The 15,962-nt window shown below is 59.9% G+C and carries 17 protein-coding genes and 1 pseudogene; 8 read left to right on the top strand and 10 right to left on the bottom strand.

What is annotated here, in order from left to right; genetic code table 11:
* Nucleotides 1-22 precede the first annotated feature (22 nt).
* Together A6U87_RS11115 and A6U87_RS11110 are read left to right on the top strand one after the other, a co-directional pair.
* Nucleotides 23-1,429, top strand: a complete 1,407-nt coding sequence (locus A6U87_RS11115; protein ID WP_065691325.1) for an L-serine ammonia-lyase — start codon at nucleotides 23-25, stop codon at nucleotides 1,427-1,429.
* A 90-nt stretch (nucleotides 1,430-1,519) separates the two neighbouring features.
* Nucleotides 1,520-1,957, top strand: a complete 438-nt coding sequence (locus A6U87_RS11110; RefSeq protein ID WP_065691324.1) for a DUF1489 family protein — start codon at nucleotides 1,520-1,522, stop codon at nucleotides 1,955-1,957.
* Nucleotides 1,958-1,963: 6 nt separating this feature from the next.
* On the opposite strand, the gene A6U87_RS11105 is transcribed toward A6U87_RS11110, so the two are convergent.
* The 7 genes and pseudogenes from A6U87_RS11105 to A6U87_RS11075 form a co-directional block, all read right to left on the bottom strand.
* Nucleotides 1,964-2,242 carry a hypothetical protein gene (locus tag A6U87_RS11105; RefSeq protein ID WP_065691323.1) on the bottom strand — a complete coding sequence of 93 codons (279 nt, stop codon included), beginning with the start codon at nucleotides 2,240-2,242 and terminating at the stop codon, nucleotides 1,964-1,966.
* A 115-nt stretch (nucleotides 2,243-2,357) separates the two neighbouring features.
* Nucleotides 2,358-3,839 carry a serine hydrolase gene (locus tag A6U87_RS11100; RefSeq protein WP_198928696.1) on the bottom strand — a complete coding sequence of 494 codons (1,482 nt, stop codon included), beginning with the start codon at nucleotides 3,837-3,839 and terminating at the stop codon, nucleotides 2,358-2,360.
* A gap of 115 nt (nucleotides 3,840-3,954) precedes the next feature.
* Complete coding sequence (locus A6U87_RS11095) at nucleotides 3,955-4,701, bottom strand: hypothetical protein (protein ID WP_065691322.1); 747 nt, start codon at nucleotides 4,699-4,701, stop codon at nucleotides 3,955-3,957.
* A 237-nt stretch (nucleotides 4,702-4,938) separates the two neighbouring features.
* Nucleotides 4,939-5,544: a transglutaminase-like cysteine peptidase gene (locus A6U87_RS11090; RefSeq protein WP_065691321.1), complete on the bottom strand. Its 606-nt coding sequence runs from the start codon at nucleotides 5,542-5,544 to the stop codon at nucleotides 4,939-4,941.
* Nucleotides 5,545-5,907: 363 nt separating this feature from the next.
* Nucleotides 5,908-6,870, bottom strand: a pseudogene (pip, locus tag A6U87_RS11085) (prolyl aminopeptidase).
* A gap of 63 nt (nucleotides 6,871-6,933) precedes the next feature.
* Nucleotides 6,934-7,545 (bottom strand): PilZ domain-containing protein, encoded by a 612-nt coding sequence (locus A6U87_RS11080; RefSeq protein WP_065691320.1) that lies wholly within the window; start codon nucleotides 7,543-7,545, stop codon nucleotides 6,934-6,936.
* 65 nt (nucleotides 7,546-7,610) lie between these two features.
* On the bottom strand, nucleotides 7,611-8,276 hold the full coding sequence (locus tag A6U87_RS11075) for a PAS domain-containing protein (protein WP_083199348.1): 666 nt from the start codon (nucleotides 8,274-8,276) through the stop codon (nucleotides 7,611-7,613).
* A 281-nt stretch (nucleotides 8,277-8,557) separates the two neighbouring features.
* Between A6U87_RS11075 and A6U87_RS11070 the strand changes: the two genes are divergently transcribed.
* Both A6U87_RS11070 and A6U87_RS11065 read left to right on the top strand, forming a co-directional pair.
* Entirely contained in the window at nucleotides 8,558-9,319 is a 762-nt protein-coding gene (locus tag A6U87_RS11070; RefSeq protein ID WP_065691318.1) for a rhomboid family intramembrane serine protease, read from the top strand.
* 103 nt (nucleotides 9,320-9,422) lie between these two features.
* On the top strand, nucleotides 9,423-9,857 hold the full coding sequence (locus A6U87_RS11065) for a CBS domain-containing protein (RefSeq protein ID WP_065691317.1): 435 nt from the start codon (nucleotides 9,423-9,425) through the stop codon (nucleotides 9,855-9,857).
* A 15-nt stretch (nucleotides 9,858-9,872) separates the two neighbouring features.
* Here the strand turns inward: A6U87_RS11065 and A6U87_RS11060 are convergent, their stop codons facing one another.
* The 3 genes from A6U87_RS11060 to folE all read right to left on the bottom strand — a co-directional run bounded on the left by A6U87_RS11060 (nucleotide 9,873) and on the right by folE (nucleotide 12,053).
* Nucleotides 9,873-10,841, bottom strand: coding sequence for a patatin-like phospholipase family protein (locus A6U87_RS11060; RefSeq protein ID WP_065691316.1), 969 nt, complete (start codon nucleotides 10,839-10,841; stop codon nucleotides 9,873-9,875).
* Nucleotides 10,842-10,953: 112 nt separating this feature from the next.
* Nucleotides 10,954-11,409 (bottom strand): phosphoribosyl-AMP cyclohydrolase, encoded by a 456-nt coding sequence (gene hisI, locus A6U87_RS11055; protein ID WP_065691315.1) that lies wholly within the window; start codon nucleotides 11,407-11,409, stop codon nucleotides 10,954-10,956.
* Between the two features lie 29 nt (nucleotides 11,410-11,438).
* Nucleotides 11,439-12,053 carry a GTP cyclohydrolase I FolE gene (gene folE, locus A6U87_RS11050; RefSeq protein ID WP_065691314.1) on the bottom strand — a complete coding sequence of 205 codons (615 nt, stop codon included), beginning with the start codon at nucleotides 12,051-12,053 and terminating at the stop codon, nucleotides 11,439-11,441.
* A gap of 306 nt (nucleotides 12,054-12,359) precedes the next feature.
* On the opposite strand from folE, the gene A6U87_RS11045 reads away from it, so the two are divergent.
* The 4 genes from A6U87_RS11045 to thrS all read left to right on the top strand — a co-directional run bounded on the left by A6U87_RS11045 (nucleotide 12,360) and on the right by thrS (nucleotide 15,874).
* A complete protein-coding gene (locus A6U87_RS11045) occupies nucleotides 12,360-12,806 on the top strand; it encodes an iron-sulfur cluster assembly scaffold protein (protein WP_065691359.1) in 447 nt (148 codons plus the stop codon).
* 12 nt (nucleotides 12,807-12,818) lie between these two features.
* Nucleotides 12,819-13,220 (top strand): membrane protein insertion efficiency factor YidD, encoded by a 402-nt coding sequence (gene yidD, locus A6U87_RS11040; protein WP_065691313.1) that lies wholly within the window; start codon nucleotides 12,819-12,821, stop codon nucleotides 13,218-13,220.
* Complete coding sequence (locus A6U87_RS11035) at nucleotides 13,217-13,744, top strand: DUF1697 domain-containing protein (RefSeq protein WP_065691312.1); 528 nt, start codon at nucleotides 13,217-13,219, stop codon at nucleotides 13,742-13,744. Before yidD ends, A6U87_RS11035 begins: the two co-directional genes overlap by 4 nt.
* Nucleotides 13,745-13,867: 123 nt before the next feature.
* The gene (thrS, locus tag A6U87_RS11030; protein WP_065691311.1) at nucleotides 13,868-15,874 is read left to right on the top strand and encodes a threonine--tRNA ligase; all 2,007 of its coding nucleotides are present in this window, start codon (nucleotides 13,868-13,870) and stop codon (nucleotides 15,872-15,874) included.
* Nucleotides 15,875-15,962: the final 88 nt, after the last annotated feature.

Below are 15,962 nucleotides of genomic sequence, written 5' to 3'. Positions count from 1 at the left end.
CAAATCAAAACAGGACGCAATCATGTTCCTTTCCGTTTTCGACGTATTTAAGATCGGCGTCGGTCCCTCAAGCTCACACACGATGGGGCCGATGACGGCGGCTAACCGCTTTCTCGATCTGATTCTGTCGGACGAATGGCCGCGTCCGTCGTCCGGCGCGCAGGTCGCGTCGATCAAGGTCAGTCTCCATGGTTCGCTGGCGCACACGGGCATCGGCCACGGAACGGGCAGGGCTGTCGTGCTCGGCTTGATGGGGGAGCAGCCCGACAGCGTTGATCCCGACAAGATGGATGGCATCATCGACGGCGTGGAACGTTCCGGTCGCATCACGCCGCCCGGCCACCCGGCCTATCAGTTCCAGCCCAAGGTCGATCTGGTCTTCGACAAAAAGCAGCCGCTGCCCGGACATGCCAATGGCATGTCCTTTTCCGCCTTCGACCGGGACGGGCGAATGCTTCTGCGTCGCATCTACTACTCCGTCGGCGGCGGTTTCGTGGTGACCGATACCGAGTTGGAAGGAATGCGTACGAAGAAGAAGGCATCGTCGGATCTCGCCAAGGTGCCCTATCCGTTTTCGAGCGCGAAGCAGATGCTCGACATGGCGGCGCGCTCCGGCCTTTCTATCGCGCAGATGAAACGCGCCAACGAGGAAAGCCACCGTAGCCGCGAGGAGTTGGACGAGGGGCTCGATCGGATCTGGGCTGCCATGCGCTCCTGCATCGAACGCGGCCTGAAGGTCGATGGCATCATGCCGGGCGGATTGAATGTCCGCCGCCGTGCTCGGGCGATTCATGACAAGCTCCAGGAAGAATGGCGTAGCAACCGCATCAACCCGCTGCTCGCCAACGATTGGCTGAGCGTCTACGCCATGGCCGTGAACGAAGAGAACGCAGCAGGCGGGCGCGTCGTGACGGCGCCGACGAACGGCGCTGCTGGCGTCATTCCGGCGACCATCCGCTACTACGAGCACTTCCATGACGATTGGGACCAGAAGGGCATTCGCGATTACCTTCTGACGGCAGCCGCCATCGGCGGCATCATCAAGCACAACGCCTCGATCTCAGGCGCGGAAGTCGGCTGTCAGGGCGAGGTTGGCTCCGCCGCCGCCATGGCCGCCGCCGGCCTTGCTGCTGTCATGGGCGGCACGGCAGAGCAGATCGAGAACGCGGCGGAGATCGCTCTTGAACACCACCTGGGAATGAGCTGCGACCCGGTCGCGGGCTTGGTTCAGGTTCCGTGCATCGAGCGCAACGCGCTCGGCGCTGTCAAGGCGGTCACAGCAGCGTCGCTGGCGATCAAGGGCGACGGTCGGCATTTCGTGCCGCTCGATGCCTGCATCGAAACCATGCGGCAGACGGGCCATGATATGAGCGAGAAATACAAGGAAACGTCCACAGGTGGCCTCGCCGTCAACGTTGTCGAATGTTGACCGTAGGCGTCCTTCGAAAATCGCTGCACACGGTCGCACATCCCGATCTGATGTCTTGACGCTGCCGCCCAAAAGGATTTCAACGGCAGCATGGCATTGCATCTTATCAAACTGTGCGTCGGGGCAGACTCGATTGATGACCTGCGTGAATGGGTGGCGGAACGCTCGCTTCGCGCCATCGCTGCTGGTCTGGAACCTCATTCCGTTCACACGACAAGAATGGTTCCCAAACGCGTCGAAGAACTGCTCGACGGAGGATCGCTCTACTGGGTGATCAAGGGTCAGGTTCAGGCGCGGCAGAAGCTGTTGGACATCCAGACATTTACGGATGGCGAGGGAATTGGCCGCTGCCATCTGGTGCTCGGCCCGGAGGTCATTGAAACCTCGGTGCAGCCGAAGCGCGCGTTCCAGGGCTGGCGGTATTTCCCCGAGGAAGATACGCCGCGCGATCTTCACAGTCTCGGCGAAGGTATTGCTGAAATGCCCGCGGACCTGCGCCGCGAGCTTTCCGAGCTTGGTCTGCTCTGAATAAAATTAGCGCAAGCGCAAGGTGACAGGTGCCCGTCCATCGGGGCACGTCACATGCAGGTGAATGCTTGCTTCCGGCTGCGAATAGCGCCAGGCGCGTGCGCCGTGGCAGAGCAGCAGGTTGATGAGATCCTTGGTCTTTGCCGTCTTCGGCTTCTGGCGCTGAAGGCCGATCTCTGCCAACCGAAGCGCCGCCTCATGGAGCGGGTGCAATCCCGCCCGTGGGTTCTTTCCCGTCAGTCGGCCTTGAGGCGGAAATTCCGGAACGTTCTCGTTGATCGCCATAGTCATCCCCGTACGCAACACAAATCGAGTCTAACAACTCCGGCCGGATCGCGAACACCGATCACGGCCATATTCCGGGCTGCCGCCTGAAACGCGTAGGCGACAGTCCTCATCATTACTGAGCCGCAGCCCAGCATTTCACACCGGCGCGCTTCAGCGCGTTGCAGGCATTCACGGCGTCGCGTTGGTCGTCGAAGCCGCCGAAGCGAGCGCGGTAGCTGCCGGCGTAGGCAACCGCGAAGGGCTTTGCGGAGCGCAGTGCCTTGCCGCCCTTGGTCTTTGCGCCGTCAAGCAGATCCATTGCGCCATCCTTGCTGGACGCTACGCCGATCTGAACGACCCAACCGCTCGGCTGCGCTTCCTTGGTGGAGGCAGTCGTCAGAGTGTCTACCGAGGTGTCGCCCTGTTCCGGCGGCACGTAGGAAGGCGCCGGCGTCGGAGTGGCGATGGATGCCTGCTTGATCGGCTGCGTCTTGACCTTCGTTGGGGCAGGCATCTCCTGCAGAAGCGGGTTGGCGGACTTCGCAGCTGGCGTTGCGGCAAAAGCGACCTGAGCGGAGGCAGCCTGGTCACGCGTATCAGGAACCGGACCGCTGTGCGGAAGGTCGGAACCGGTCGACACGGAGGCAACCTCGGTTTTTGCCGCGGTCACCGGAATAACCGGCTCAGTCGAAATCTTGGGCGCTTGTGCAACGAGATTGGACGAACCGCTACGGCTCGAGGCCTTCGGCAGGTAGCTTGCGATCAAATTGCGCATCTGGTTGTCGCGGGCAGGGGTGGAGGCGCCACCGAGGACCACGCCGACGATCGACTTGCCATCGATCTGAACTGAGCTGACGAGATTGAAGCCGGCCGCACGGGTGTAGCCCGTCTTGATGCCATCGACGCCGCGCACGGAACCGACGAGGCGGTTGTGGCTGCGGATGATGCGGTTCCCGAACTTGAAGCTCTGGGTGGAGAAGTAACCGTAATACTGCGGGAAGTGCTGGCGTAGCGCGATACCAAGGCGGGCCTGGTCACGCGCCGTCGTCATCTGCGCGGTGTTCGGCAGGCCGTTTGCGTTGCGGTAGGTCGTGCGGGTCATGCCGAGCGCATGCGCCTTGGCAGTCATCATCTGCGCGAAACGATCCTCGCTGCCGCCGAGCAACTCGCCAAGGGCGGTGGAAGCATCATTGGCCGAAAGCGTGACGAGGCCGAGAATCGCCTGTTCGACGGAAATCGTACCGCCCGGTCGAACGCCGAGCTTGGTGGGAGCCTGGCCGGACGCATGAGCGGAGAAGGGAACAGCTGTATCAAGACGGATGCGACCCTGCTCGAGTGCTTCGAACGTCAGATAAAGGGTCATCATCTTTGTGAGCGAAGCCGGATACTGCAAGCGATCGGCATTTTCGCTGTAGAGGACGTTGCCCGTATTCGCATCGACGACGATGCCGGCATATCTCGAATTGGCGGCTTCCGCCTCGGCATTGGCCGAGTCGATCGTTGCGATCCCGACTGCCATCGACAGCACCATGATCGCCTTGATCAGGAAATTACCGGAACGGGATGGAGACACGGAGGAAGCTGACCTGGACACTATTTCACTCTTCGCTTGCAGTTCAAATGTTCGCGGGATCGCGCGCCCTCCCGCACGATCAACCCTCCCGAAAGTAGCCGCCTGGGGTTACCAATCCGTTTATGATTAATCGTTTGTTTCGCCATTTCGGACCAATTTAGCGGCTTGGCGCAGAACGGGTCACAAGACGCGTTTCCACAAAGTGGCGAATAGCGGCATCAATATGGTCCCAGTCGGGCAAATGCTGACTCGAGAAGCGGTAAAGCACACTTAAATCGTGACCGACCTTGATGTCGCGCTGGCAATCGCCGCTGGTCGCCATCGCCGGTGTGTCGGGGAGCACGCAGCGCACGACATAGTTGCTGCCGTCAGGTTTCGCTGCCGTCAGCAGCACTTCGCCGGCGTAACCCGCATCCGCGCGCAAATGATGGAGCGTCATTCCGTTCGAGAAGGGGACAGGCGCCCCTTCCAGCAGATGCGAATAGATCGGCTCCATGCGCCCCGACATGTCCTTGGACATCGTGCTCTGCGATATCTGCAGAAAGATGAGGCCCGATGACTGGGAAACGTCATCGAAGCGCGTGCGGTTTGCCTTGTCGTATCCACGCAGTTCGGGCCATGTCAGGTAAAGATCGGTCCGTTCTGCGACGCCACTTTGCCGCTGGCTCGGAAAACGGATCGTATTGGCTGGAAACTGAATGGTGTCTTGACCGATCACGAGGGTTATCGGCGTCGTGTCTTCCGCATTGCCGGCGAGCGACACCCGCGCTCCGAACCAGCGGCCACCAATGCTGATCGCGATCGTCAATGCGGCCAGAATCGCAATCACAGCCGTGACCCGCACCAGAAAGCTGGTGGAGAGCAGTGGCGCTTCGGCTATGGCATTGTTTTCGACGTGGTGCATGGCGGCTCTCGCATGTCAAACCGCCGCAGGAAGGGACAGGAGCCGCCGGTCGTTATCGTTTGGCCGATCATGGCGAGAGGATGGTTAATGAAGTTCTAATTGCGGCCGCGAGCACATAAAAAATGAGCCGCTCCGGGGACAGCGGGAGCGGCTCTCGGGCGCCGGTAGGAACGGGATGCGGGGACACACGAACCAAGGCGCCTTGCACGTCCGCCAGTGGCAGCTGGCGGTCGGTATTTACTTCACGCTACCCACGGCAACAGCGCGACCGTCCTGGAGCTTGGACCAGCGAGTCGGATCGCTGGCGGATTGACGCTTCAGGAAGGTGTATTCCGTATCGGCCCACAGCATGACCTTGTTGCGCATGTTGTCGAGGATGAAATCCCCGCGATCCGTGCGAACGGTCAGCACAGCGTGGCCTTCGCCATTCGGTTGCAGGACGACGGTCATCAGCAGGTCGGATGGCGAGAAGCCTGCATTGATCAGGAGCTTGCGCTTGAGAAGCGCATAATCTTCACAGTCGCCGGCCGTTTGCGGATAGGCCCAGCGCTCTTCGACACCGTAGATTTCCTTGTCGGTCATCGGCGTAATCGTCGAGTTGACCTGATAGTTGATCTTGAGAATGGTTTTCCAACGATCTTCCGTCAGCGTCAGTACGCCCTGGTCGCCCGCCGGATTTGCGCAGTCTGCCGGAATCTCCTTGCAGAACTGATAGGCGCCGATCGGTGGGCTAGCATTGCCGACGACCGTCATGCTGAGAGAGTTCGCCTGTCCGTCGCCCACGATTGTCACCAGTATCGCGCCGGCTGCCAAGCCGCCTTTGATGAATGTCCCGATTGCCATTTTTGTCTCCCCGTTTGTGAGGAGACATTGCCACACACGTTTTTACCTGCCGCAAAATTGCGTAGTTAAATTAGAGGCTTAGTTGATTCAAATGCGCGGACATTTCGACTAAAAACAAAATCGAATGCGCATAAAACTTGATGCGCATTTGCCGAAAACTTAGTTCAAATTGCAGCTATTTTGAAAAGATACCAGGATTGAAAAGGTCTCATTCCGGCACAGAACGTTAACAGGCGGCACGTTTTGAGGCTGGGCGCAATGAGTGCTTAACCATCGCAGCCCCTGTGCCATCCGGCCGATGGCAGCCGACTTGATGCGGGGTGGCTCGGAAAAAGCCCGATTTTCGACGGTCGAGCGGCGCGATTATTTTTGAAGAGTTTCAGAAAAAATATCGGTCGCACTGACGATTGCCCGGGCAATGTCCTGATTTGCGACGGAGTGCGCGGCCTTTTCAACGATCACGAGCTGGCTTCCGGGCCATGCTCTTGCAAGCTCCCAGGCGGTTGTCAGGGGTGCCTCGAGATCGAGCCTGCCTTGCACAAGAACACCAGGGATGCCCCGCAGCTTGTCGGCGCCCGACAGCAATGCGCCATCGTCGAGCCATGCGTTGTGAGCGAAGTAGTGGACGATGATTCGCGCGCGGGTCAGCAGATAGGTCGGGTTGCTCCAGCGACGGCCGTTCGGGTCGGCAAGGAGAATGGAGGCTGCCTCCCAGTCGTGCCAGTCTCGAGCAGCCTTCAGGCGGGTATCCATCTCAGGCGCATTCAGCAGCGTGCGATACCCTTCAAGCAGGCCTTCCTGGCGAAGTTTGTCGGGAAGCGCGTAGAGAAGGCGATTCCATTCCTCCGGAAACAAGGCGGCCATCCCATGTGTCAGCCACGCGATCTCGGATGGTCGCGTCATCGTGACGCCGCCAAGCACGATGGCGCTGACGTGTTCCGGTCTTGCTTGGGTGTAGGTACGGGCGAGCGTCGAGCCCCAGGAGGTGCCGAACAGCAGCCAGCTTTCGATACCGAGATGCTGTCGGAGTTTCTCGATGTCATCAACCAGATCCCAGGTCGTGTTTCGGGTCAGTTCGGTTTGCAGGTCGCCTGCAGAGGGGAGGCTTTTGCTACAATTATGCTGATCGAAGAGAATGATGCGGTATCGCGCGGGATTGAAATATCGCGCGGATGCGGCAGTTGAGCCTGATCTCGGCCCGCCATGAAGATAGAGTGCCGGCAGACCGTCGGGGTTGCCGCGCGCTTCCCAATAGATCTGCTGCTAGTCGCCGACATCGAGAAGGCCTTTCTCATAAGGCTTGATTTCGGGATAGAGCACGGACATGCGACGGCCTTTCATTGCGAGCGACCCATATGGATCAGTCGCGTGACGCCGCAATGACGAAAATCAGAGGAACTCGCGCAGAGTTTCGCGGGATTGTACGGAGAGGAATTCGATCGCCACGCCTTCGACGAAGTGACGGACCACGCGTCCTCGCATATTCCCAAGTCGCAGGGGCGTGCCGATCGGCGGGCGCATTTCGACATCGACGGCGGCGCCGGAGAGCGACAAGTCCATGATCCGGCAATTGTAGCGCGTCCCGTCTTCGAGGGTGATTGCCGTCACAGTCTCGCGTGGCGTCAAACGATCGTGACGCCGATCCTCTGGGAGGCCGAGTTCGTGCTTGTTCGCCAGCCATGTCAGCTGCGCGGCCAGCTTCTCGCGTTTGCGCTCGGTTGCGTTGATCGACATCGTGAAGCCGCGGGTATCAATCGCCTGGACGTAGCCCTCGACCCGTCCAAGATGGTCGATGTATGCAACGACGCGCTCATTGGCGCGCGGACGACCCTGACACGTCACGTACATGTCGCCAGGAGACATGTCGATTACCAGGCACTCATACTCTTCGTAGTTCGCCAGCATAAGGCGGCCCTGCATATTGATGGGCACGCGCTGAAAAGCGCCTTGTTCCGGGCGAGGTGCAGTCCGCTGCGGCTGAGCTTGCTGGAATGCGAACATTAAAGGGCTTCTTTATAAATCGTTTGCGAATGATCTTTACCCGCAATCCATTAACAGAAGGTTGTTCAGCTTAGTCCACTGCGATGCGTATTGGTTGTATTGAAGTGGAACATCCGGCTAGCGTCAGTGGCAAAACTTCGAAGGGTCTCGCTGATGGATGGAGGGCGTTGGTCAGCCGCCGCAGCCGCCGGCTCCTGGTTAACGGCATCCGATTGCGGCCCGAACTGCTCATGAAGCAACCGGCTGCGGTCCAGGGCAAAAAACTCGAGAGGCACGATTTCAAGCCAGCTCGCGGCGACCGACGATGCGATGGCGCCGAGCAACCGATCACATTCATTCTCGTTCGAGCGCAACGGCAGCAGGATGATTTCGAAGGCGGCCGAGTGGCCGGCCGCACTGTAGCCTGTCACATTGAGCAAAGCTGGCATTGCATGTTGCATGACGCCAAGCGCGGTCATCTCGATGTCCTGGTGGCCGTGCGGCCAAAGCTGGGAAAACTGGCTGCCGCCGAGGTCCCGGCCAAAGAGGTCGCAGATACGGCTTCCCGCAAGGCGGAAGACGGTGCCGGATTCGTGCGCTTCCAACATGAACAGGCTCGAAAGGAAGTGACCAATATGCGTCGGCTCGATTGCCGATCGTAACGGGGCGGCATCCGCGCCTCGGATGAGGTTCCAATAGTCGAAAACGTCGATTGTCGTCTTGAGGCGCATGCCGATGCCGATCTGTTTCATTTTGGGTCGAACCACGGTCATCATGACCATGTCGCTGTATGCCATGCGTTTTTCGTGCCACGCGCGGGCGGTTAAGGTTAAAAAAGGGTTTCGATTGAGTGGGGCCGGGGAACGTGCGAGGAATTACTCACGACTTCCGCGCTGGAAGTTCAGCACCAATTGCTAGAGCACGAGGTCATTCTCGGGGCATGCTCGGCAGGCCGTTCGGCTCCTCGCCGGACGGCTTTTTTTTTGATCGGCGCTCCTGTAAGCGTGTGGTCCTGAATAGAGCGGGGGCAGAGATGGACGATTCCACAGAGGCGCAGATGGTCACCGAGCCTCCATCGCCGCGTGTTCCCATATTCAACCTGCCGGGCGTGATACTGGCTTCACTGGGACTGCTTGCGGCGATCTATGCCGTGCAGCTTTTCGTGCTGTCGGATCAGGCGGTCGAGTGGATGTTCTTCAACTTCGGCTTCATTCCCCTGCGTTACGTCACGCCGCTGTCGCAGCAGGGACCGCAGCTGTTCTGGACGCCTGTGTCCTATTCTTTGCTGCATGGCGACCTCGAACATCTCCTGTTCAACGGCCTCTGGCTCATGGCATTCGGCGCGCCGGTCGCCCGCCGGATCGGTACGGCTCGCTACCTCATCTTCTGGCTGCTGTCGGCAATTGCGTCCGCGGCGCTGCATGCCGCGTTGAACTGGGGCGCTCCGACACTGTTGATCGGTGCGTCCGGCGTGGTCTCCGGTTTGATGGGGGCGGCCTGCAGGTTCGCGTTTCCGCCTGAGAGGCGGATGCCGCTGCCCGCTCACCTCAATCGGCGCCTTTCGATTGGCGAAGCATTCCGCAGTCGAACAGTCGTGATGTTCATGCTGTTCTGGTTTGTCGGCAACATCCTCATTGCCGTCGGGGTGCCGCTGATTGGCGACAGCGCGCAGCCGATTGCCTGGGATGCGCATATCGGCGGCTTCCTTTTCGGCTTCTTTCTCTTTGCCCTGTTCGACCGGAAACCGCCGGAAATGCCGCCTACCTTAGAGACATCGGATATATTGCAATCTTAGCCGTTGGAGTGCACCATTCGAACTGATCCGCCAAGGGAGGAGAGGCCGCTGCGGATGCCTGTGATCAGCTGACATGTTTCGCTTTCGACATAGGAGGTTCAGAATGTCCAATACAGTCAAAGCCATACTGGATGCAAAGGGCAGGGATGTTGTCACTGCCAGCCCGAACACCACGGTTTCCGAGGCAGCCGCGATTCTCACCAAGAAAAAGATCGGCGCCATCGTTGTGGTCGGAATGGAGAATAAGATCGCCGGGATATTCACGGAGCGCGATGTCGTGCACGCGATCGCCAAGGCAGGTCCTGCCTGTCTCGACCAGCCCGTGGCCTCGATGATGACGGCGAAGGTCTATCGCTGCAATGACGCGACGACGGTGAACGAACTCATGGAATTGATGACCAGCCGTCGCTTCCGTCACGTCCCGGTCGAAGTGAACGGCAAGCTTGCCGGCATTATCTCCATCGGTGACGTGGTGAAGACCCGTATCGCTGAAGTCGAGCGGGAGACCGAAGAGATCAAGGCCTATATCGCTGGCTGACCTTGCGCCGGCTCGTCACGAGCCGGCGAACACGTCCTGCATTCGCTGCAACTCGGGGAGGCGGGCCTTTGTCTCCTCGTAACCACGTTCGATGGCTTCTCCGGCCCGGTGAAATTCCGAGAGCCCGATATCGCTGAGACGCGGCTGTACGGATATATCCGGCGGGTCGCCAGCGAGCCTTGCCCTGGCGATCCTGTCCTGAATGATGTTGAACGCCTGCACCATGACTCCGGTCATGCCGAGCTTGGCATAAGGCGCGTGCTCCTGCTTCTGGACTTCCGACGGGCTCAGGCTGGCGCTATGACGGACGACGGCTGAGCGGCCGTAGAGGTCGTAATTCAAGTTGACGGCAACGACCAGCGGCTGCTCGTAGGCGCGACAAACCGACACCGGAACAGGGTTTACGAGCGCGCCGTCCACGAGTGTGCGATGATTGCTGCGGATCGGTTCGAAGATGCCCGGAAGGGCGTATGAGGCCCGAAGCGCCGTGATGAGCGAGCCGCTGGCGATCCAGACTTCATGTCCGGTGTTGACCTCGGCGGCGACCGCTACGAAAGGGCGGTCGAGATCCTCGACGTTCAAGCCTTCAAGATGTTCCTGCATTCGCTTCGTGAGGCGCATGCCGCCGAACAGGCCGCTTCCGCCGATCGTCAGATCCAGAAGGCTGGCGATGCGGCGCATCGTCAACGAACGGGCGAAGCCCTCGAGTTCGTCGAGCTTGCCAGCGAGATAGCAGCCACCAACAAGAGCGCCGATCGACGTGCCTGCCACCATGCCGATCTCGATCCCGGCCTCGTCAAGCGCACGCAGGACGCCAATGTGGGCCCATCCGCGCGCGGCACCACCGCCAAGCGCAAGGGCAAGCTTTGGTCTTTTGGCAGCAGGAGTCGTCGGGGGCAGGGTTTTCACGTCTGGAGAAGCCGGATTGCTCGGGTCGGAAATGCCGGCCTCGGAGCTTTGACGGTTCAAACTCCAGCTCAACATGAAAGTCTCCCCTCCTGGCGGAACACGCAGGTCAGTATATTAGTGTTCCGTTTCCCTTTCCAATTGGTATATGGGCGCCGTTTCCGCCCCAAAAAGAGACGGTTTTTCGTTTTTATGGCTCTTTTCCGTAAATTTCATGCGGGTCGAACTGACGCTCGTCGTCGGCGATCTCCAGCATCGGCTTGCCGTCCTGGAGATTGACGGTCCTGTAGAAGCAGGAGCGCCGGCCGGTGTGGCAGGTGGCGTCGTGACCGGCAACCTCGACCTTCAGCCAGATGGCATCCTGGTCGCAATCGGTTCGGATTTCCTTGACCGTCTGGATGTTGCCTGAAGTCTCGCCCTTGATCCAGAGCTTGCCGCGCGAGCGGCTGAAGTAGTGCGCCTTTTTCGTCTGTATGGTCAGCGCCAGCGCTTGCGCGTTCATGTGCGCCACCATCAGCAGTTCGCCGTCATGCGCGTCCGTGACGATCGCTGTAATCAGGCCGCGGTCATCGAACCGCGGCGTGAAATCGCCGGCATCCTCCAACTCGGATTTGTCGTCGGACGGTGCGTTGAAGGCAAAGGGCATACTTGCGGCTTTCTAAAGCGAAGCCGGGATCAGCGGCTCCTCACCATGGACATGAAGCGGGCTTGGTCAGCCGGCTCAGTTTTGAAGCTTCCAGTAAAAGTAGTCGTCAATGTGGTCGAGCCCTGTTTTTGAACACCGCGCATCGCCATGCACATGTGTTCGGCCTCGATCATTACCGCAACGCCGCGCGGCGCAAGCGTTTCGTCGATCGCTTTGGCGATTTGTGCGGTCATCGTTTCCTGCGTTTGCAGGCGACGGCCGTAGATTTCGACCACGCGGGCAATCTTCGACAGGCCCAGTACCTTGCCATCCGGCATGTAGCCGACATGCGCCTTCCCGATGATCGGGACCATGTGATGTTCGCAATGCGAGAAGAATGGAATATCCCTCACGAGTACCATGTCGTCGTAGCCGGCGACTTCTTCGAACGTCCGGCCGAGTACGTCTTCGGGATCCATATCGTAGCCGGCGAAGAGCTCACGATAGGATTTGGCGACGCGCGCCGGAGTATCGAGCAGGCCTTCACGAGACGGATCGTCGCCTGCCCAGCGAAGCAGGGTACGAACGGCGTCTTCCGCTTCCTTCTGGCTCGGGCGGCCGGAATCAAGCGCGGTCTGCGGAAAATTCTTTACGATGGCGTCCATATGCAACTGTCTCCTGATCCGCACGGCGGATCGTATTTCGGACTAGCCACTGGCAATCCCACTTACGGGAATTCATGCACCTTTGGCAGGCTCCGGGGCTTTCAGGGCTTGATTTGCGGCCCTTCCGGCACGGTTTCCCAATCAAACTTACACGAGGCCATTGCATTTTTATGGCCTTCGAACGACATACATATAGGAAAACGGCATCCCTATGTAAGTCTTCTCGCACGACACGCTGTGTTTTTGTTTGTGCTACAATACGGGAATTGCATGCCGATCCGCATGAATTCGGGAGCGGAATCCGCTATGGACGATATCTACAACAGCAAAATCCTCGAATTTGCGGGCAATATTCCGCTGATCGGCAGTTTGCCCGATGCCGACGCGAGCGCCCAGGCGCATTCGAAACTTTGCGGCTCGAAGGTGAAGATCTGGGTGAAGATGGAAGGCGACACCATCACCGCGTTCGCCCATGATGTGAAGGCCTGTGCCCTCGGCCAGGCATCATCGTCGGTGATGGCGCGGCATGTTGTCGGCGCCAAAGCGGCCGAAGTGCGCAAGGCCCGGGAAGACATGCTCGCGATGCTCAAGGCCGATGGCGAAGGCCCGGAAGGCCGGTTCGAGGACATGCGCTATCTGCGTCCTGTCAAGGACTACAAGGCCCGCCACGCATCGACCATGCTGACCTTCGATGCGGTCGTCGATGCGATCGGCCAGATCGAGGCGAGCCGCGCTGAAGCCGTGGAAGCATGAGCGGCGCCGGCCATGTGTCAATTCTGTTCCATCCCAGGCCATGACGACGAGGACGAGGGCGGTGCCGCCGCTACTCCTCCTAGGAGGCAGGCCGGCTTTTCACGCAACTACCGGGGCCCGTTTCGCAAGACGCCCGACCGGCTGCTCGGCATGGCATTCATCAGGCTGTACCAGCTGACGCTCTCCGGCTTCATCGGCAATTCCTGCCGGCATGTCCCGACCTGTTCCGAATATGGCTATGAGGCCATCGCCCGCCATGGTCTGTGGGCCGGCGGCTGGATGACGTTGTTTCGCGTCGGGCGGTGCGGACCGGGCGGCACAAGCGGTCTGGATCCGGTGCCGGAGACGCTGGGCGGCAGCTTTCACTGGTGGACGCCCTGGCGCTATCTCGCCTTTGGCCGGAAGACGGCGTGACCGCCTACGTTGCATTGCTCCACAGCATCGTGCTGGCGCCTGGCCGGCGCGTCGTGATGTCCGATCTCCGCGACATGGCGGAGGCTGCCGGTTATCGCCACCCACGCACGCTGGTCTCTACCGGCAATATCGTCTTCGAAGGGCCGGAGACACCGACCGGTGACATCGAAGCAAAGCTCGAGGCGGGCTTCCAGGCGCGCTTTGGCAAGGCAGTCGATATCATGGTTCGACGTGCTGAGGATTGGCGCAAGGTCGCTGCCGGCAATCCGTTTCCCGATGGTGAGGGAAGCCAGGTCATTCTGCGCGTCATGCGTAAGCCGCTCGTGCCGGCAGCGCTCGAGGCGCTACGATCCTACGCGGCCCCCAGCCAGCGCCTCGCGATTGTCGACGGTGACCTGTGGATCGATTTCGCGGGCAAGCCAAGCGAATGGAAACTGCTGTCGGCGCTCACTACAAAGCGAATGGGCGTTGGCACGTTGCGGAACTGGAATACCGTTCGCGGCCTTGCCGAATTGCTCGGCTGAGCCGTCTTTTCCTTTACTAAACGACCAAATCTGGCTATCAGGCGGCGGCGCGTTCGTGCGGACGAAGCGCTTCATTTGCAACCACCCGCATTCGTTGGCGGGACTGGACAAGGAGAATTCTAGATGTCCCAATCCGTTTCCCTGACATTTCCCGATGGTTCCGTGCGCAGCTACGATGCTGGCGCAACCGGTAAGGATGTCGCCGAATCCATTTCGAAGTCGCTTGCCAAGAAGGCTGTCGCCATTGCGATCGACGGTACGGTACGCGACCTTTCCGATCCAGTCGTCGACGGCAAGATCGAAATCATCACCCGCAATGACGGCCGCGCGCTGGAGCTGATCCGGCATGACGCTGCCCACGTGATGGCGGAAGCCGTGCAGGAGCTATGGCCCGGCACGCAGGTCACGATCGGTCCGGTGATCGAGAACGGCTTCTACTACGATTTCGCCAAGAACGAGCCCTTCACGCCCGAAGATCTGCCGAAGATCGAAAAAAAGATGAAGGAGATCATCGCCCGCAACGCGCCCTTCACCAAACAGGTTTGGTCGCGCGAGAAGGCGAAGGAAGTCTTCGCTGCCAAGGGTGAGAGCTACAAGGTCGAGCTGGTAGACGCGATTCCCGCCGGCCAGGATCTGAAGATCTACAATCAGGGCGAATGGTTCGACCTCTGCCGTGGGCCGCACATGGCGTCCACCGGCCAGATCGGTACGGCCTTCAAGCTGATGAAGGTTGCCGGCGCCTATTGGCGTGGTGACAGCAACAATGCCATGCTCTCGCGCATCTACGGCACGGCGTTTGCCGAGCAGTCGGAACTGGACAACTACCTGCACATTCTCGCCGAGGCAGAGAAGCGCGACCACCGCAAGCTCGGCCGCGAAATGGACCTGTTCCATTTCCAGGAAGAGGGCCCCGGTGTCGTGTTCTGGCATGGCAAGGGCTGGCGCATGTTCCAGACGCTGACCTCCTATATGCGCCGCCGCCTGGCGGGCACCTATGAAGAGGTCAACGCGCCGCAGGTTCTCGATTCCTCGCTCTGGGAAACCTCGGGTCACTGGGGTTGGTACCAGGAAAACATGTTCGCGGTGAAGTCGGCCTATGCCTTCACGCATCCCGACGACAAGGAAGCCGACAACCGCGTCTTCGCGCTGAAGCCGATGAACTGCCCTGGTCACGTGCAGATCTTCAAGCACGGCCTGAAGTCCTATCGTGAGCTGCCGATCCGTCTTGCCGAGTTCGGTACCGTGCATCGCTACGAAGCCTCGGGCGCGCTGCACGGGCTGATGCGTGTGCGCGGGTTCACGCAGGACGATGCCCACGTCTTCTGCACCGACGAGCAGATGGCGGCCGAGTGCCTGCGCATCAACGACCTGATCCTGTCGGTCTACGAGGACTTCGGCTTCAGCGAGATCGTCGTCAAGCTCTCGACCCGTCCGGACAAGCGCGTCGGCACCGATGCACTCTGGGATCGCGCCGAAAGCGTGATGATGGATGTGCTGAAGACGATTGAGGAGCAGTCCGGTGGACGCATCAAGACCGGCATCCTGCCGGGCGAGGGCGCGTTCTACGGACCGAAGTTCGAATATACTCTGAAGGACGCGATCGGCCGTGAATGGCAGTGCGGTACGACTCAGGTCGATTTCAACTTGCCGGAGCGTTTCGGTGCCTTCTACATCGACAGCAACTCCGAAAAGACGCAGCCGGTGATGATCCATCGCGCCATCTGCGGCTCGATGGAGCGTTTCCTCGGTATTCTGATCGAGAACTTCGCCGGCCACATGCCGCTCTGGATCGCACCGCAACAGGTCGTCGTGGCGACCATCACGTCCGAGGCCGACGGCTACGGTGCCGAGGTGGCCGAAGCACTCCGCGAAGCCGGTCTGAACGTCTCGACCGACTTCCGCAACGAGAAGATCAACTACAAGGTCCGCGAACATTCGGTCACGAAGGTTCCTGTGATCATCGTCTGCGGCAAGAAGGAAGCCGAAGAGCGCACGGTCAACATCCGTCGTCTCGGCAGCCAGGAACAGACCTCGATGTCGCTCGACGAAGCAATCGCGAGCCTGTCGCTTGAAGCAACGCCTCCTGACGTTCGCCGCAAGGCCGAATCCAAAAAGGCGAAGGCTGCCTGACGGCAGCCGTTGCTTTGTTCATATGACAAACAGAAAAGCCCGGCCATCAGGCCGGGCTTTTTGATTCAATACTCGTTATCGGGCGATG

This window comes from Rhizobium sp. AC44/96 (assembly GCF_001692185.1).
GTDB lineage: Bacteria > Pseudomonadota > Alphaproteobacteria > Rhizobiales > Rhizobiaceae > Rhizobium.
The sequence above is the reverse complement of the archived record's forward strand: the minus strand, read 5'-3'. Positions and strand labels throughout refer to the sequence as shown.

Coding starts and splice junctions, on each gene's coding strand:
- A6U87_RS11115 (WP_065691325.1), top strand. CDS start 23: ATGTTCCTTTCCGTTTTCGACGTATTTAAGATCGGCGTCGGTCCCTCA.
- A6U87_RS11110 (WP_065691324.1), top strand. CDS start 1,520: ATGGCATTGCATCTTATCAAACTGTGCGTCGGGGCAGACTCGATTGAT.
- A6U87_RS11105 (WP_065691323.1), bottom strand. CDS start 2,242: ATGGCGATCAACGAGAACGTTCCGGAATTTCCGCCTCAAGGCCGACTG.
- A6U87_RS11095 (WP_065691322.1), bottom strand. CDS start 4,701: ATGCACCACGTCGAAAACAATGCCATAGCCGAAGCGCCACTGCTCTCC.
- A6U87_RS11090 (WP_065691321.1), bottom strand. CDS start 5,544: ATGGCAATCGGGACATTCATCAAAGGCGGCTTGGCAGCCGGCGCGATA.
- A6U87_RS11080 (WP_065691320.1), bottom strand. CDS start 7,545: ATGTTCGCATTCCAGCAAGCTCAGCCGCAGCGGACTGCACCTCGCCCG.
- A6U87_RS11075 (WP_083199348.1), bottom strand. CDS start 8,276: ATGAAACAGATCGGCATCGGCATGCGCCTCAAGACGACAATCGACGTT.
- A6U87_RS11070 (WP_065691318.1), top strand. CDS start 8,558: ATGGACGATTCCACAGAGGCGCAGATGGTCACCGAGCCTCCATCGCCG.
- A6U87_RS11065 (WP_065691317.1), top strand. CDS start 9,423: ATGTCCAATACAGTCAAAGCCATACTGGATGCAAAGGGCAGGGATGTT.
- A6U87_RS11060 (WP_065691316.1), bottom strand. CDS start 10,841: ATGTTGAGCTGGAGTTTGAACCGTCAAAGCTCCGAGGCCGGCATTTCC.
- hisI (WP_065691315.1), bottom strand. CDS start 11,409: ATGCCCTTTGCCTTCAACGCACCGTCCGACGACAAATCCGAGTTGGAG.
- folE (WP_065691314.1), bottom strand. CDS start 12,053: ATGGACGCCATCGTAAAGAATTTTCCGCAGACCGCGCTTGATTCCGGC.
- A6U87_RS11045 (WP_065691359.1), top strand. CDS start 12,360: ATGGACGATATCTACAACAGCAAAATCCTCGAATTTGCGGGCAATATT.
- yidD (WP_065691313.1), top strand. CDS start 12,819: ATGTGTCAATTCTGTTCCATCCCAGGCCATGACGACGAGGACGAGGGC.
- thrS (WP_065691311.1), top strand. CDS start 13,868: ATGTCCCAATCCGTTTCCCTGACATTTCCCGATGGTTCCGTGCGCAGC.